Source organism: Bacillus altaicus, from assembly GCF_042136375.2.
Taxonomy (GTDB): Bacteria; Bacillota; Bacilli; order Bacillales; family Bacillaceae_G; genus Bacillus_A; species Bacillus_A cereus_U.
Window position 1 is genome coordinate 701,016 of the sequence record NZ_CM143394.1, and the last position, 16,265, is coordinate 717,280.

The following is a 16,265-nucleotide window of genomic DNA, read 5'->3' on the forward strand; positions in this document are numbered from 1 at the left end:
TATTTGTATAGAGATAATAAAGTCGTTTGATTTTTATCCCGCATTAACGGGCGAGTTAAAACGATTGATAACTGGTATTACGCAAAAAATGCTTACTGAGTAATTGAAAGGGCTTGAAAAAGATGGGCTTGTGTCTAGAAAAGTATACAATCAAGTACCACCGAAAGTTGAGGATTCTCTTACGAAACAGGGACAATCATTAAAAGAAGTTTTAAAAGTACTTTGCGATTGGGGAGGCAACTATATTAAGCAAAGATATCCTAATGGTGATAGTGAAAGAGGACGATCATATTTGATTTAACACTCCTATAATTGTAAGTTTGCTATAATGAACAAGTACTTATACGAAGGGGAGTTTAAAGAGAAAATGAAATCATTTAACATCGATCATTTTATTGCTAGTGTCTTGCAGTGGATATTAAATATAGCTCTAATCATATTATCCATTGTCTTATCTATCTTTTTAATTAATGAGACGATTACTTTTATTCAATACATATTTTCAGCGAAGAAATACACACCGTATAAATTAGTTGAAAGCATCATTGTCTACTTCTTATACTTCGAGTTTATCGCATTAATTATTAAGTATTTTAAATCGAATTATCATTTTCCGTTACGGTATTTTATTTATATCGGGATTACGGCTTTAATTCGATTAATTATCGTGTCTCACGATGAACCGATGGAGACGTTGTTATATGCAGGGTCTATTCTTGTTTTAGTCATTGCTTTATACATATCCAATATGAGGGATTTGAAGAAAGAGTAGTAGTGCAGACTTTTGTTTGCACTATTTTTACATCTTGACCTTCAAGTTACTTGAAAGTTTACAATGTAAGTAGGACGTTTGAAATCTAAAAAAAATGAGAAATTAAGTGAAGAGGTTATTTTACTTGGAGGTTATAGAAATGAGTAAGGAATTAAAATTACGTCCTTTAGAACGGGAAGATTTAAAGTTTGTACACGAACTTAATAATAATGCACATATTATGTCGTATTGGTTTGAAGAGCCGTATGAGGCATTTGTGGAATTGCAGGATTTATATGATAAACATATTCATGATCAAAGTGAGCGCCGATTTATCGTTGAGAAAGATCATGAGATGGTGGGATTGGTCGAATTAGTAGAAATCGATTATATTCACCGTAGAACTGAATTCCAAATTATTATTGATCCGAGTTACCAAGGTTACGGTTATGCAGCTGATGCAACGCGTTTAGCAATGGATTACGCTTTTTCCGTATTAAATATGCATAAAATATATTTAGTTGTCGATAAAGAGAATGAAAAAGCTGTACACGTTTATAAAAAGGTCGGATTTATAGTAGAAGGTGAGTTGCAAGATGAGTTCTTCGTTGATGGCAACTACCATAATGCGATAAGAATGTGTATGTTCCAAAAAGAATATTTTAGAGTGAAGAGGCTATAGACAATGATTGTCTATAGTCTTTTTGCTATTTAAGTCAACAACTATTTATCGCAAAACGATAAATAGTTGTTGACTTAAAATGTGGTGCGGCTTATTATGAGGGTAATAAAAGGAATGCGAAAAAATTAATTGTGAAATTAAAGGAGAATATATTATGAAAAATAAACTTTTATTAGCTATCGTACTAATATCGTTAGGAGTTACCTGTTTATTAATGCACGGTACAACTAGTAAAGTGGCGGATAATGGGCTTCTTGTAGAACCTTTCTTTTTCCTAGTACCAGTAAGCTACCTATTGTTCTTTAGTGGTATTGGTGTGTTGCTAATTGGATTTATCACTTCAAAGTTGAAAAAACAGCAATAGATAAATGCTGTTAGTTCAGGAGGGGATTTTTGTGAAACAAAACGAATTGTCATTATGGTTAAAGTTAATTATCATTCTTTGCGGATGTTTTGGTTTATTGTTCTGCATATATATTGGGCCAGAAACGGGAAGAGCGGTATTGTTAGTTTCAGAAAATTTGAAGGGACTATATAAGCCATTCGTACTGTTCATTTGGATCACAGGAATTCCATTTTTTAGCGCTTTATTTTTAGGATGGAAAATATGTTCAGATATTGCCTCACACAAAGCCTTTACTGTAAAAAATGCGAATCGATTAAAGAGGATTAGTATTTTATCTGTGACTGAAGGTGTTATATATATCGGAGCATTACTATATATTTTCGCAGCTGGAAGTTATCATACGAGCATTTTAGTTATTCTATTACTTATTTTATTCTTCTCAGTCGTTATATCGATTTTTACTTCCTTGCTTTCTCATTTAATTAGAAAAGCAAGTGAAATAAAAGATGATAACGACTTAACGATTTGAGGTGCTCTGGTATGACGATTATAGTAAATCTCGATGTAATGTTAGTGAAAAGAAAAATGAGTGTGACAGAGTTATCCGAGAAATTAGGAATTACAATGGCGAATGTCTCGATATTAAAAAATGGAAAAGCAAAAGCAATTAAATTCTCAACTTTAGAGAAGATATGTGAAGTTTTAGAGTGTCAGCCAGGTGACATTTTAGAGTATAAAAAGGAGGGATTATGATGAAGAAAAAATATTTATTAGCTTCTAGTCCGATATTTTTAGGAGTGTTATGTATAATTATGTTTAATATAATTGGTTCCGAAGTGAAGCCAGATGGAACTTTAGTGGAACCATTTTTCTTAATTCCATTAGCTTATTTATTTGTTTTTACTGGAATTATTGCGATTTTGTTCGTGGCTATTTTCTCGATGTTTCGAAAAAAGCAAGCGCGATAAAGTGAAACTATAATCAGTGGGGGGGATGTTCATCCGCCACTGATTATTAGCCCGCACCAATCGGGCGTTTTACTGCCCACAAATAGCGGGATAAAACACTTACAATGAAATAGAGACATACGATATGGAAGAAAAATAAAAAGTGAGCTGAATAATGATGAACCATTATTTTTATTATGGAAGACAAGTAGGGCCAGCTATTACAGTGGCCGGGGCACAGATGACAGTTCAGGCAGTGCATCAGGCTGTTCAAATGCAACAACAAGCACAAGTAGCGCAAATGATGCAGAGTCAGTATATGTCGTATTCACAGCTTCCTGTGCAAAATATACATTATGATGTGTATCCAGCTGGTTTATTTTCAATTCCATATGGCGGGACATACTTTTTATGAAAGAAAGCGACTGATAAGAGTCGCTTTTTTATATTCCACCTAACTTCATCCCAAGGAATGCGAAGATGATACCGGTCATATAAGTAGCACTTAAATATAGAAACAGTACGCCAAAGTTTTTGCGGCTGAAAAGCTGAACAGACTCTAATTTAAACGTTGAAAATGTAGTGAAGGCGCCCATAAATCCTGTGCCTAATAATAATTTCCAGCTTGTAGTTATCCCTTTGCCAATTATATATCCGAGTAAAAATGCTCCCGTTATATTAATGAGGAATGTAGCAATTGGAAATGAAGTTTTATTTCTTTCTTTAAACCAATTACTAATTGCAAATCGTGTAATGGCACCGAAGAATCCCCCTGTTGCTACTAATAAAGCGTTAATCATGATATTTCACCTTCCTCAAGGTGTTTTTGTAGTAAAAAATCTCCAAGTTTATAGCCAAGCCCAGACATAATTAGACCGCCTAGCATACTGCATGATACATATAAAAATGCGATATCAAAATAGGAATGACTGATTAACTGTATAGTTTCTACGCTGAATGTTGAAAATGTCGTAAATGAACCGATAAATCCGGTGCCAATCCCTGTAATAACTTCGGAAGATAAGATGTTTAGCCGAGCGACATAGGTGGTTAGCAAAGCAAGTAAGAAACAGCCAATTAAGTTAATCGTTAATGTAGCGAGTGGTAATGAATGATGCCAAAGCGTATCGATAGTAAAACCTAAATAATAACGGGAAAGAGCTCCTAATATACCAGCTATGCCAACAATAATATATTTCAATTTCTTCACCTCTCTAATAGTTTACTCAAAAAAAATAGACTCCTACCAGTAGTCATACTGGTAGGAGTCATTAGCTAATTCGCATTTACGGCGAACTCCATCGCCTATAAGTTCTATTTATCCCGCTATTTGCGGGCAGTAAAGCTCCCACCTCAAAATTCAGCTGGAGCAAAGAAGTTAGGTGGGAGTCGGGCTGCCTGTAAATGCCCGATTGGTTCAACTAATAATCAGTGGGGGTTTTGTTCATCCCCCACTGATTAAAGTTTCACTTTATAGTGTACTAAATATTATTTTGGATTACCAATAAATATGTTAACGAAAAGTAGGATCTGTATATTCTTTGAAGTTGCAATTTCTCTGTTGTGGATTGTAATTGCTTTATAGTCCTGCCTTCTTAAATGTTACGATTGAGTTTCAAGATAATTGCAGTGAGGGGTACAACGATTATTTGTTAGCTAAATATAATGATATGAAGTTTTCTTTATGGTAAAATATTTCTTGAGTCTTTAATCTGTCTTAATTTAACTGAAAATACAGAAAATGAAATGTTATTTTACAAAAAAGGGGTCATGTGTTTTGAAGAAATTTTTTAAAATAGTATTAATATTTATTTTAATAGTAGCTAGTATTCTAGGTGGCTTTTTAGCTTATATGACACTTACAAAAGAACAACCAGCGAATGTTGTAGACGTAAAGGTTGAAAATAATAAAGAGCGTGTACTGCAGCAAGGAAATGAATTTAAAGTTACAACATTTAATATTGGGTATGCTGGATTAGATAAGGATCAAGACTTCTTTATGGACGGAGGAAAGGGTTCTGGTTCGAGTAGTAAAGAACAGACTGAAGTGAACTTGAAAAATATGCTTTCATTTTTACAAAATGAGAATAGCGATTTTACGTTATTGCAAGAAGTTGATATAAAATCCCACCGATCATTTGATGTAAATGAACATGAGCTTTTGAAAAAAGGATTACCTGATTATGCTTCTTCATTTGGGAAGAACTACGATACTAAGTGGGTTCCTGTCCCAGTCACAAAACCGCTGGGATATGCTGAGGGCGGATTAAGTACATTTTCTAAATACACAGTTCAAACAGCAACGCGGTTCCAACTACCAGGAATGGAGCCTTGGCCGAAGCGTTTATTCGATTTAGATCGAGCGATTGTTGAACATAAAATCCCTGTTAATAATGGGAAGTATGTTAGGCTCGTAAACGTACATTTATCTGCTTATGATGAGGGCGGAAAAATTAGAAAGCAACAAGCAGAGTATTTAAAAGAATATATGAACAAGTGTTATCAAAACGGTGATTACGTCATATTAGGTGGAGATTGGAACCAGTTACTTTCTAATGTCCAATTGAGTGATCCTAAGTTTGTGAAAGAGCGTCCTGAATGGCTAGTAGAGTTACCAAAGGACTTTGCAGACGGAGGATTTCAATGGGCTGTAGATCCATCTGTTATGACGGTAAGGGATGATGTGAAGAAATATGTGGAAGGTGAAAACTTTGTCACTATTATTGATGGCTTTATCGTTTCACCGAATGTCGAGATTGTAAATGTACAAGGCAAAGACTTAAAGTTTGAAAATAGTGATCATAACCCAGTTAGTGCGGTATTTAAACTGAAATAATTGGTATGTATAAGTGTAGAAAGTAATAGCTTAAAGGCTGTCACATGCGGTTAATTAGCAAGTGGAGTCGTTAAAGAATATTTTAGAAAAACAATTTCAATTTAAAAGAGCGCAAATGATGTGCTCTTTTGCATTTAAACGACCACTTGGTAGGAATTTAATTGCTTTTCTCCGCGTTTTCTGCCAAGCTTAAGGAGAAAAATACTTCGAAGAAAGAAATATATAGGTGACACATATGATTGAAGTTAAGACTTCTGAACTTAGTGATGGAGAATTTAATAGAGGTGTATTTGCAACTCGTGATATTAAAAAGGGTGAGTTGATACACTCAGCACCAGTTATCTCTTATCCGAATGAACAACATGAACACATTGAGAAAACGTTACTTGCTGACTATGCATTTGAGTATGGGGTAAATCATACGGCATTCCTTTTAGGGTACGGCATGTTATTTAATCATGCATATAATCCGAATGCAACGTATGATATTGTCTTTGAGAATCATACGTTTAACTTCTTTGCTTTCAAAGATATAAAAGCGGGCGAAGAGATTCTAATCAATTATAATGGTGAAGTTGATGATGATGAGCTGTTATGGTTTGATAAGGAAAAAGAAGAGAACGAAAAATAAATTAAAAAGTATAGAAAGGGCACATTCTGTGGGATGTGCTCTTTTTTTATTGATGAAAATAAAGTAAAAATTACAAAAAAATACCACTTTTCTTTCGTATGGTATAGTAAGATATTGAAGGGTATTGCTTTGAAAAACCTATATATTTTACAAATTGTTGTCTATATGGTTACATGTCAAGTTTAGTAGCCCATTTGGGTTGCTTTATTATGCGATATATATTTTAATATGAGTGGAACCTCTTATAATTTAAGAGGTTTATAGGTGTGCTTTATGTACACTTTATCCACCACTTGGGCTTTTTATTTGTAGCGCATTGTTATGTGGGGATATTATGGGCCTGTGGATAGCGGGATAAAAAGATTATAGAAATAGAGGAATCGTAAAATGAATATGCACGAGGTTTATAAATATTTAAGTACAGTATTGCCTGAAGGTCATGTGAAGCAAGATGAAATGCTGAAGAATCATACGCATATTAAAGTTGGCGGAAAAGCAGATGTGTTCGTTGCGCCTACAAATTATGTTGAAATTCAAGAAGTCATAAAGTATGCGAATCAACACAAGATCCCAGTTACGTTTTTAGGAAACGGTTCGAATGTCATTATTAAAGACGGTGGTCTTCGCGGGATTACAGTAAGTTTAATTCATATTACAGGTGTTACTGTAACGGGGACAACGATTGTTGCGGGGTGTGGTGCAGCGATTATTGATGTGTCACGAATTGCATTGGATCACAATTTAACAGGACTTGAGTTTGCTTGTGGTATTCCAGGTTCAGTTGGTGGAGCATTATATATGAATGCTGGTGCATATGGCGGTGAAGTAGCTTATGTATTAACAGAAGCAGTTGTAATGACAGGTGATGGAGAGCTATGCACTTTAACGAAAGATGCATTTGAATTTGGATATCGTAAGAGTGTATTTGCGAACAATCATTACATTATTCTTGAAGCGAAGTTTGAACTTGAAGAAGGTGTGCGTGAAGAAATCAAAGAAAAAATGGATGATTTAACGTTTAAGCGTGAATCAAAACAACCGTTAGAGTATCCTTCATGTGGCAGTGTATTTAAACGCCCACCAAATAATTTTGCGGGTAAGCTTATTCAAGAGTCAGGGCTGCAAGGTAAGCGGATTGGGGGAGTTGAAGTTTCTTTAAAACACGCTGGATTTATGGTGAATGTTGATAACGGAACTGCACAAGATTATATTGATTTAATTCATTTCGTACAAACAACTGTTGAAGAAAAATTTGGTGTGAAATTAGAGCGAGAAGTAAGGATTATTGGAGAAGATCTACAGTAACCTTTGAATAAAAACGTATAAAAATATGAATTATTTCGAAATAATATTTGGATATTGTTGACAAGTCGTTTTCGATTCAATATAATGGCTAATAATTTAACAAATAAAATATACGCTGAAAGAGACCAGTAGCAGTTTGTCACTGTTATCAAAGAGAGCTAGGGGTTGCTGGAACCTAGCACAAACAAACTTGTGAATTACACTCTGGAGTATCTTAGGTAATGCTAAGCGGAATAGCAATCGATATTATTGCTAAGAGTGGTATGAATAGCTATGCTATTTATGCAAACTGGGTGGTAACACGGTGAATAATCGTCCCTATGTCTATCGTAGACATAGGGGCTTTTTTGTTTTTAAAAAAATAAAGGGGATGGCAAGAGATGAATATTATCGATGAATTAGAATGGCGCGGTGCTGTGAATCAACAGACAGATGAAGAAGGTTTACGTAAGTTAGTAGAAGAGAAAAAGATTTCACTATACTGCGGAGTGGATCCGACTGGTGATAGTATGCATATCGGGCATTTGATTCCGTTTATGATGATGAAGAGATTTCAATTAGCTGGCCATCATCCGGTTATTTTAATCGGCGGGGCAACAGGAACAATTGGTGATCCGAGTGGTCGTCAATCAGAGCGTCAATTGCAAACGTTAGAAGTAGTGCAGCATAATGTAGATGCGTTAACAGCGCAAATGAAAAAGCTATTTGACTTCGGCGGGAATAGCGAAGTGAAGATGGTAAATAATTATGACTGGACACATAAAATAAATATTATCGAGTTTTTACGTGATTACGGAAAAAACTTTAGCATAAATAGCATGTTAGCAAAAGATATTGTCGCAAGTCGTTTAGATACAGGAATTTCATTTACAGAGTTCACGTACCAAATCTTGCAAGCAATGGACTTCCATCATTTATACAAAGAAGAAGATGTTCAATTGCAAATCGGTGGTAGTGATCAATGGGGAAATATTACGAGTGGTTTAGATTTAATTCGTAAATTAGAAGGCCACGAGGCGAAAGTATTCGGGCTAACAATTCCGTTATTATTAAAATCGGATGGTACGAAATTCGGTAAATCAGCAGGTGGTGCTATTTGGCTTGATCCAGAAAAAACAACACCGTTTGAATTTTACCAGTTCTGGGTGAATACAGATGACCGTGATGTAATTAAATACTTGAAATACTTTACGTTCTTAACGAAAGAGAGAATTGATGAATTAGCAGCGAAGGTAGAAACAGAGCCTCATAAACGTGAAGCGCAAAAAGTATTAGCAGAAGAAATGACGAAATTCGTTCATGGAGAAGAAGCACTTTTGCAGGCTGTGAAAATTACAGCAGCGTTATTTAGCGGAGATATTAAATTGTTAACAGCTGATGAAATTGAACAAGGATTTAAAGAGATGCCGACATTCCAGTCTTCAAAAGAGACGAAAAACATTGTAGAGTGGTTAGTTGATTTAGGAATTGAACCTTCTAGACGTCAAGCGCGTGAAGATATTAATAACGGGGCTATATCTATGAATGGTGAAAAGGTAACGGATGTAGGTACTGATGTTACTGTCCAAAATTCATTTGATGGAAGGTTTATTATTATTCGTAAAGGAAAGAAGAACTACAGTTTAGTGAAATTGGGAGAATAGTTTTGTGAAAGAGTGGAAGTAGGGCTGATATCTACTTCCGCTCTTTTCATATACACAATTTCGACACAAAAAAGTCAGTATATTTCGATAATTAAAGAGGGTTATATTATTCTTCTGCCGAATAAATAAGTTAGAGAAAATTACGGATAAAGTGAAACTTTAATCAGTGGGGGTTTTGTTCATCCCCACTGATTATTAGCCTTCACCAATCGGGCGTTTACGGGCAGCAGGGCTCCCACCTAACTTCTTTGCTCCAGCCGAAATTGTGAGGTGGGAGTTTTACTGCCCGGCAAATAGCGGGATAAAAATAGCCCGAACCATGCAGGGCATGATTCGGGCTTATATTCAGATTAGTAAGCTAAGCTGAATAGACCTTTAATATGTGATAAGTAACGAACGTTACTTGCTTCTTTCATTAATGATGCTGGTAAACCTTTAAGTGGAGTATTGCTTGCTCCGATTGTAGCAACAGCATCTTTACGTCCTAGACTAGCAAGTGTTCCAGAGTTGATAGGTGCGAACTCTTCGAATGCTTTGCCTTCTAGTGCTGCGTATAAGTTGTATCCAATTAACTCACCCATTTGCCAAGCGATTTGTGCAGTTGGTGGGTATGGACGACCGTCTGCAGCGAAGACAACAGCGCTGTCTCCAGCAACGAATACGTCTTTGTGAGAAGTAGATTGTAGGTGTGCATCAACTGTTGCACGACCGCGGTTTACTTCAAGACCTGATTCACCAATTAATGGGTTACCTTGTACGCCGCCTGTCCAAACGAATGTGTTAGCAACGATTTTTTGACCGTCTTTTAAGTCGATTTCATTACCAGCAACGTTTGTTACAGGAAGACCTGTTAAGAATGTAACACCGCGTGCTTCTAAGCTAGCAGTTGCACGTTCGATTAAGTGGTCTGGTAATACTGGAAGGATTTTCGGACCTGCTTCAACAAGAAGAAGTTTAACTTCTTTTGGATTTACGCCGTGGCTTTTTGCAAGTTTAGGCATAATGTCAGCAAGCTCACCAACTAGCTCAACGCCAGTTAATCCGCCACCACCGATTACGATTGTAGCATCAGCTTCGTTTTTCGTTTTCGCGTATTCACCAATACGGTCTTCAACGTGTTTGTAGATTTTGTTTGCATCAGCAGCAGATTTTAATACCATGCTGTTTTCTTCTAGTCCTGGAATACCGAAGTAAGCAGTTTTACTTCCTAAAGCAACTACAAGTGCATCGTAAGATAGCGTAGTGCCACCAGCTAGTTTGATTTCTTTGCTATCAACTGAGAATGACTCAACTGTTGCAATTTTAAGATCGATGTCTTTACCTTTGAAAAGCTTTGTAAGTGGCATTGCAATTGCTTGCTCAGCAACGTTACCAGCTGCAAGGCGGTGTAGTTCAGTGATGATTTGGTGTGTTGGATATTGGTTGATCACTGTAACTTGTGCTTCTGATTTGCTGTAGTATTTACGTACGTTTAAAGCGGCAAGAAGACCGCCATAACCAGCGCCTAAGATGACAATTTGTTTTGACATAGTATGTTATCCCCCGTCTTTACTAATTGTTGTTATAAGTTAAATTATTTATTATTACGTTCTGCACTAATTTGAAGGTATGCGTTCACAAAGCGGAACATTTTTTGTGCTTGTGGGTCTTTTAGTAATTTTAATAGACCGAACAGGCCGATAACTTCATTGCTTTCATCAGCACGATCTTTCGCTTCGATAGCAGTTGCAGCCATGCTTTTCACTGTATCTTTTACAGGTTCTACAAGTTCTTGGATTGCGCTAACAGTGTCGTTTTTTAATACTTCATCAGTAGCAACAGTTTGAGCGAAGTCATAAGACTTAGTTAAAATGTTAACAAGCTCAGTTAATTTTGGAAGCTGTTCTACTAGTGTTGTTAATGATTCTTGTACCTCAGGTTTTAACAACTGATCAAGTACATCAAGTTGTCCTTGGCTAGCAGAAATTTGTACAGTTTCTTGTTCTGGCTTTGTTTGAGTCATAGTTTCTGGCATCTCCAATTCTCCTTTACGATAGCAATACTCTTATTTTTGATAGGAAAGATAGTAAACGGTTATGAAACTTTATACAAAGTTTCACAAAACACAATAAAATGCCTTTAAATTTATGACAGCAAGTAAGCTGAAAACATAAATTTAAAACCATAACGTCTTACCTATTATTTATGAACTGTCCGATACATGGCTTGTCCGCATAATGGAAAGTTCCCTTATCGGAAAGTGTATATAATATATATCCTATATTATATACTATATACACGTATGTTAACATAAAAATGATTCCTAATTATTTGATATTGAGCCTGTAACCTAGTAATGACAAGGAATGAAAGCGCATAAATTATTTTATCTATCTTAAAAATGTACATATATATAAATGAAAAAAGGAAAAAACGGACAAATTTATGTTCATTTTTTCCTTTTTTATTGTTCATCCTCTGTAAGTAGCATCGATGTGTTACCGTTTTTTTCAAGATGGCATTCGCCCCAAGTACAAAGAGAATCGAGAATGGATTCTAAAGACCATCCGTAGTCAGTAAGCGAATATTCTACTTTTGGCGGTACTTGATTGTATACCTTTCTTTGAATAACCCCGTCTACTTCTAACTCACGTAATTGCTGTGTTAACATCTTTTGTGTAATACCAGGCATTAACCGTTTTAGTTCACTCGTTCTCTTTGTACCTTTCGTTAAGTGGCAAAGAATAACGACTTTCCATTTGCCGCCGATAACCTCTAAGGTCGCCTCGACAGGAATATTATATTTCTTCATATGAAAATCTCCTTTGATGAATGTAAATTTCAGTTCTTCAACAAAAGAAGCTAAATAAGTTAAATGTTACTTTTTAGTGCCTATAGCACTTTAAAGTACGTACTTTTTATCGTGTTGAATATGTTCCATAATAGCATATGTAAGAGGGAAATGAGTAGTACGGTACTAAAAAGTGCCTATGTTACTTTTGGGTACCTATCGTACTTTAAAGTGCGTTCTTCAAAAAAAGAGTGAAGCCATTCATAATAGCATTTGTAAGCAATAAAGTTATTTTTGTAGAAGATAAAAAGGCCTTTTTATCACACTATTATGATTGGATTTCTCGTATTAAGGAGGAGTTCAATTGAATTCATATGCAGTATCATCTTCGGCTGTTCAGACGAATCGAAGAAGTATGTTTGCTTTATTAGCGCTAGCAATTAGTGCGTTTGGAATTGGTACAACCGAGTTTATTAGCGTCGGTTTATTACCATCTATTTCGGAGGATTTACATGTTTCTGTTACAACAGCGGGCTTAACCGTTTCTTTATATGCGTTAGGAGTAGCATTCGGTGCTCCTGTTTTAACTTCGCTAACTGCTAGTATGTCGCGAAAGACGTTATTAATGTGGATTATGATTGTCTTTATTATCGGTAATGGAATTGCAGCGGTAGCAACGAGTTTTACTGTGTTACTTATCGCGAGGGTTGTTTCTGCATTTGCACATGGCGTTTTTATGTCGATCGGATCCACAATTGCGGCTGCACTTGTACCAGAGAATAAACGTGCTAGCGCGATTGCTTTTATGTTTACGGGTTTGACCGTTGCGACGATTACAGGTGTACCAATTGGAACGTTTATTGGTCAACAATTTGGCTGGAGAGCATCGTTTATGGTGATTGTGGTCATTGGGATTGTTGCCTTAGTCGCAAACAGCATGCTAATTCCGTCTAACTTAAAAAAGGGTACACGAGTATCATTTCGTGATCAATTCAAACTTATCACGAATGGAAGACTATTACTTGTTTTCATCATTACTGCGTTAGGATACGGGGGAACATTCGTAACATTTACGTATTTATCTCCGCTATTACAAGAAGTAACAGGATTTAAATCGAGTACCGTTACAATCATTTTGTTAGTGTACGGGATTGCAATTGCGATTGGAAATATGGTTGGCGGAAAATTATCGAATCATAATCCAATTCGAGCACTATTTTACATGTTCTTTATTCAAGCAATTGTATTATTCGTACTAACATTTACAGCACCATTTCAAGTAGCGGGGCTTATCACAATTATTTTTATGGGGCTATTCGCATTTATGAATGTTCCAGGACTACAAGTGTATGTCGTTATATTGGCTGAGCGTTTCGTACCGAGTGCCGTTGATATCGCATCAGCAATGAACATTGCAGCGTTTAACGCAGGAATTGCCCTCGGTGCTTATTTAGGCGGTATTGTAACGAACTCGTTAGGCTTAATTCATACAGCCTGGGTAGGTGGCATTATGGTAGTAGGCGCTGTTATTTTAACGGCTTGGAGTATGAGATTAGAAAAAAGAGATCAAGTGAAATAAGGGAGAGAAAAATATAATGAAAAATTTACAAAGTAAAACAGTATTGCATAACGGTGTAGAAATGCCTTGGTTCGGTTTAGGTGTATTTAAAGTAGAAGATGGACCGGAACTTGTAGAGGCTGTGAAAGTAGCCATTAAAGAAGGATACCGTAGCATCGATACAGCTGCGATTTATGGAAATGAAAAAGCAGTTGGAGAAGGCATTCGCGCTGGTATAAAAGAAGCAGGAATTTCTCGAGAAGATTTATTCATTACTTCAAAAGTGTGGAACGCAGATCAAGGATATGAAACGACAATTGCTGCATATGAAGATAGCTTAAAAAAATTAGAACTAGATTATTTAGATTTATATCTTGTTCATTGGCCTGTTGAAGGGAAATATAAAGATTCGTGGAGAGCGTTAGAAACAATTTATAAAGAAGAACGCGTGCGTGCAATTGGCGTAAGTAACTTCCAAATCCATCATCTGAAAGACGTACTGGAAGGTGCGGAAATTAAGCCGATGATTAACCAAGTAGAGTATCACCCGCGTTTAACGCAGAAAGAACTACAAGCTTTCTGTAAAGAACAAAATATCCAAATGGAAGCATGGTCACCACTTATGCAAGGGCAATTATTAGATAATGAAACTTTACAAGAAGTTGCTGATAAGTACGGTAAAACAACAGCGCAAATCATTTTACGTTGGGATCTTCAAAATGAAGTTGTAACGATTCCAAAATCAACGAAAGAACAGCGTATTATTGCGAATGCTAATATATTCGACTTCGAATTAACAAAAGAAGACATGGAAAAGATTGATGCTTTAAATCAGAACCACCGCGTTGGTCCAGATCCTGATAACTTTGATTTCTAATACAGGTAAGTTCAAAGAGTGCAAACAAGTTTGCACTTTTTTTTATTTTGTTTATGCATAAAAAACGTTTCTAACTAAATAATACATAGTAGTAAATTTGTTATTATATAAGGGGTTGTAGACATGAATATAAAACGATCGTTCAAGCTAATGGCCGCTTTTTTGAGTGTTTTATTTGTATTTGCGAACTTATTATTCCCACTTCAAAAGGCATCCGCAGAAGTTATGGATCACACGAAGTATCAAATGGATTGGAGTTATAGTAAGTCAAAGAAAAAACCAATTCGAACAGAGCTTATTAAAACAGCAGATGGAAAAATTGCTTTTTGCTTAAATGTAGATTTGAAATCTCCGAGTGGTCAAGATTTACCTGAAATGGGCAAAGTAGATATTAACGTATACCGTGTACTATTAAACGGGTATCCGCAGAAGAGCCCACAAGAATTAGGTGTTTCCGATTGGAGAGAGGCACATTATGCAACGCAGCTTGCGGTGTGGAATGCGTTAAAACAAATTGATATTAACGATTTAGATTTCCGCAATAAAAATGTAGAAAAAGTAACGAAAGATATAGTTGCAAAAGCAAGCGCTAGTGAGGAACTACAAGAAATTACGATGAGTGTAGTTCCATCAGAAGAACAAGAGGCAGTATTAAAAAATGAGTTTTTTGAAACAGGTTTATACACAGTGCAAACAAATGCGAAAAGTGGAACGTATAAAGTGCAAGCAACAGGCGCACCAGAAGGCGCGAAGTTCGTCAATGAAAAAGGCGAGGGAAAAACAGAATTTAATGTGGGAGAAAAATTCCGCATCTTAATTCCGAAACAAACACCATCGGGTGGATTTAGCTTTAAAGTATCAGGGAATTTAACGAAACTACAAGGAATTGCACATAAAGGTACACCGACTATTCAAAATGCAGTTGTGTTACTTGAGCGCAGTGAAGAAAAAACAAGTCCTGAGTTAGCGGTAAGTTGGAAAAAAGCAAATGGTCATGATAATAAACCGCATACTCCAAACGAACCACATAAACCGAATCAAATTAAAAGATAGTGGAAAAAGCATTGGCATTTGCCAGTGCTTTTTTCTTGGCCTAAATTTTTGGTGCGAAAAATTGCTATAGTATTCTTTTTTATAAGTACGAAAAATCTTTTTAAGGGTTAGAATTAGTCTGTTTTGGCTTCTTTATATCATTATAAATTATAATGAAAATGAGAAATTAGAAAGAGAGAGGGAATTATGACTCTTCATATTTGTAAAATAACGAATGAAAATCGAAATGAAATTGCTAATTTAAAAGTAACCGGAGAACAGTATAAGTTTATTGAAAGTACAGTTTTAGATTGTTTAGTCGATGTTGACACAAAATATAAAGGTGATGCTGCTTCAGTAGGGTTTTATGATGGTGACACGCCAATCGGATACGCGATGTACGGTTGGTTTGAAGAAAAAGGGCAGGCTGTATATTTAAATCAATTCATGATTGATAGTAAATACCAAGGTAAAGGTTATGCAAAACAATTATTACGTTTGCTAATAGATTATTTGCAAAAAGAGTATGATCGAAAAGCTATATATTTAAGCATACATCCAGAGAATAAACTTGCCCAAAAATTATATGAATCAATTGGATTTCATTTAACTGGTGAAATTGAAGGTGAATGGGTAAATGGAAAAGGATTTATAATGAAACGTATACTGAACTAATAAGAGCCTGTCACAAAAGAGTAGTATCTTTTGAAGACGGTTTTTTATTTTGAAATACTATTAAAATGTTAAAATCTCAACATTACGATTTTTGGATTAAATTCATAAAATTGTAATATTAATCTAATCGAAAAGGCTATCTAATGAAAAATAAATCGTGTACAATTCGATATGGAAAAACTGTCCATAGATGGATGCCTATGAATGAGTTG

At 35.7% G+C, this 16,265-nt stretch carries 20 protein-coding genes, 1 pseudogene, 1 riboswitch and 1 other annotated feature; of the genes and pseudogenes, 16 read left to right on the forward strand and 5 right to left on the reverse strand.

Features of this window, described 5'->3' with window-relative positions; translation table 11 throughout:
• Positions 1–37 precede the first annotated feature (37 nt).
• The 8 genes and pseudogenes from ACE38F_RS03505 to ACE38F_RS03540 all read left to right on the forward strand — a co-directional run.
• Positions 38–301 (forward strand): annotated as a pseudogene (locus ACE38F_RS03505) (winged helix-turn-helix transcriptional regulator); the annotation flags it as partial.
• 66 nt (positions 302–367) lie between these two features.
• Positions 368–772: a phosphate-starvation-inducible protein PsiE gene (gene psiE, locus ACE38F_RS03510; protein WP_215554679.1), complete on the forward strand. Its 405-nt coding sequence runs from the start codon at positions 368–370 to the stop codon at positions 770–772.
• A gap of 139 nt (positions 773–911) precedes the next feature.
• Positions 912–1,433 carry a spermidine N1-acetyltransferase gene (gene speG / locus ACE38F_RS03515; RefSeq protein WP_215554678.1) on the forward strand — a complete coding sequence of 174 codons (522 nt, stop codon included), beginning with the start codon at positions 912–914 and terminating at the stop codon, positions 1,431–1,433.
• A gap of 154 nt (positions 1,434–1,587) precedes the next feature.
• On the forward strand, positions 1,588–1,797 hold the full coding sequence (locus tag ACE38F_RS03520) for a DUF3955 domain-containing protein (RefSeq protein ID WP_375370192.1): 210 nt from the start codon (positions 1,588–1,590) through the stop codon (positions 1,795–1,797).
• 31 nt (positions 1,798–1,828) lie between these two features.
• The gene (locus tag ACE38F_RS03525; protein ID WP_375370191.1) at positions 1,829–2,308 is read left to right on the forward strand and encodes a DUF2975 domain-containing protein; all 480 of its coding nucleotides are present in this window, start codon (positions 1,829–1,831) and stop codon (positions 2,306–2,308) included.
• A gap of 11 nt (positions 2,309–2,319) precedes the next feature.
• Entirely contained in the window at positions 2,320–2,532 is a 213-nt protein-coding gene (locus ACE38F_RS03530; RefSeq protein WP_375370190.1) for a helix-turn-helix domain-containing protein, read from the forward strand.
• Entirely contained in the window at positions 2,532–2,747 is a 216-nt protein-coding gene (locus ACE38F_RS03535) for a DUF3955 domain-containing protein (RefSeq protein ID WP_215554674.1), read from the forward strand. The genes ACE38F_RS03530 and ACE38F_RS03535 overlap by 1 nt, the downstream gene beginning before the upstream one ends.
• A 154-nt stretch (positions 2,748–2,901) precedes the next feature.
• Positions 2,902–3,141: a DUF3947 family protein gene (locus ACE38F_RS03540; RefSeq protein ID WP_375370189.1), complete on the forward strand. Its 240-nt coding sequence runs from the start codon at positions 2,902–2,904 to the stop codon at positions 3,139–3,141.
• A gap of 28 nt (positions 3,142–3,169) precedes the next feature.
• Here ACE38F_RS03540 and crcB (ACE38F_RS03545) read toward each other — a convergent pair whose 3' ends face one another.
• Together crcB (ACE38F_RS03545) and crcB (ACE38F_RS03550) are read right to left on the reverse strand one after the other, a co-directional pair.
• The gene (crcB, locus tag ACE38F_RS03545) at positions 3,170–3,526 is read right to left on the reverse strand and encodes a fluoride efflux transporter CrcB (RefSeq protein WP_375370188.1); all 357 of its coding nucleotides are present in this window, start codon (positions 3,524–3,526) and stop codon (positions 3,170–3,172) included.
• Positions 3,523–3,927 (reverse strand): fluoride efflux transporter CrcB, encoded by a 405-nt coding sequence (crcB, locus tag ACE38F_RS03550; RefSeq protein ID WP_375370253.1) that lies wholly within the window; start codon positions 3,925–3,927, stop codon positions 3,523–3,525. The genes crcB (ACE38F_RS03545) and crcB (ACE38F_RS03550) overlap by 4 nt, the downstream gene beginning before the upstream one ends.
• A 54-nt stretch (positions 3,928–3,981) precedes the next feature.
• Positions 3,982–4,041: riboswitch (Fluoride riboswitch) on the reverse strand.
• 462 nt (positions 4,042–4,503) lie between these two features.
• On the opposite strand from crcB (ACE38F_RS03550), the gene ACE38F_RS03555 reads away from it, so the two are divergent.
• The 4 genes from ACE38F_RS03555 (at position 4,504) to tyrS (ending at position 9,141) form a co-directional block, all read left to right on the forward strand.
• Positions 4,504–5,562, forward strand: a complete 1,059-nt coding sequence (locus tag ACE38F_RS03555; RefSeq protein ID WP_375370187.1) for an endonuclease/exonuclease/phosphatase family protein — start codon at positions 4,504–4,506, stop codon at positions 5,560–5,562.
• 235 nt (positions 5,563–5,797) lie between these two features.
• Positions 5,798–6,193, forward strand: coding sequence for an SET domain-containing protein (locus ACE38F_RS03560; protein ID WP_341308064.1), 396 nt, complete (start codon positions 5,798–5,800; stop codon positions 6,191–6,193).
• A gap of 387 nt (positions 6,194–6,580) precedes the next feature.
• On the forward strand, positions 6,581–7,498 hold the full coding sequence (gene murB / locus ACE38F_RS03565) for a UDP-N-acetylmuramate dehydrogenase (RefSeq protein WP_375370186.1): 918 nt from the start codon (positions 6,581–6,583) through the stop codon (positions 7,496–7,498).
• Between the two features lie 106 nt (positions 7,499–7,604).
• Positions 7,605–7,821 (forward strand) — a binding site (T-box leader).
• Between the two features lie 57 nt (positions 7,822–7,878).
• The gene (gene tyrS, locus ACE38F_RS03570) at positions 7,879–9,141 is read left to right on the forward strand and encodes a tyrosine--tRNA ligase (protein WP_375370185.1); all 1,263 of its coding nucleotides are present in this window, start codon (positions 7,879–7,881) and stop codon (positions 9,139–9,141) included.
• 350 nt (positions 9,142–9,491) lie between these two features.
• On the opposite strand, the gene ACE38F_RS03575 is transcribed toward tyrS, so the two are convergent.
• From ACE38F_RS03575 to ACE38F_RS03585, 3 genes are all read right to left on the reverse strand, one after another.
• Positions 9,492–10,670, reverse strand: coding sequence for an NAD(P)/FAD-dependent oxidoreductase (locus tag ACE38F_RS03575; RefSeq protein ID WP_375370184.1), 1,179 nt, complete (start codon positions 10,668–10,670; stop codon positions 9,492–9,494).
• Positions 10,671–10,714: 44 nt separating this feature from the next.
• Positions 10,715–11,155 (reverse strand): DUF1641 domain-containing protein, encoded by a 441-nt coding sequence (locus tag ACE38F_RS03580; protein WP_070145413.1) that lies wholly within the window; start codon positions 11,153–11,155, stop codon positions 10,715–10,717.
• A 429-nt stretch (positions 11,156–11,584) separates the two neighbouring features.
• Positions 11,585–11,932, reverse strand: coding sequence for a winged helix-turn-helix transcriptional regulator (locus tag ACE38F_RS03585; RefSeq protein ID WP_215554666.1), 348 nt, complete (start codon positions 11,930–11,932; stop codon positions 11,585–11,587).
• Positions 11,933–12,326: 394 nt separating this feature from the next.
• Between ACE38F_RS03585 and ACE38F_RS03590 the strand changes: the two genes are divergently transcribed.
• From ACE38F_RS03590 to ACE38F_RS03605, 4 genes are all read left to right on the forward strand, one after another.
• A complete protein-coding gene (locus ACE38F_RS03590; RefSeq protein WP_375370252.1) occupies positions 12,327–13,490 on the forward strand; it encodes an MFS transporter in 1,164 nt (387 codons plus the stop codon).
• 16 nt (positions 13,491–13,506) lie between these two features.
• On the forward strand, positions 13,507–14,346 hold the full coding sequence (locus ACE38F_RS03595; RefSeq protein WP_375370183.1) for an aldo/keto reductase: 840 nt from the start codon (positions 13,507–13,509) through the stop codon (positions 14,344–14,346).
• 123 nt (positions 14,347–14,469) lie between these two features.
• The gene (locus ACE38F_RS03600; RefSeq protein WP_375370182.1) at positions 14,470–15,399 is read left to right on the forward strand and encodes a thioester domain-containing protein; all 930 of its coding nucleotides are present in this window, start codon (positions 14,470–14,472) and stop codon (positions 15,397–15,399) included.
• 186 nt (positions 15,400–15,585) lie between these two features.
• Positions 15,586–16,053 (forward strand): GNAT family N-acetyltransferase, encoded by a 468-nt coding sequence (locus tag ACE38F_RS03605; RefSeq protein WP_375370181.1) that lies wholly within the window; start codon positions 15,586–15,588, stop codon positions 16,051–16,053.
• The last annotated feature ends 212 nt before the right edge of the window (positions 16,054–16,265 follow it).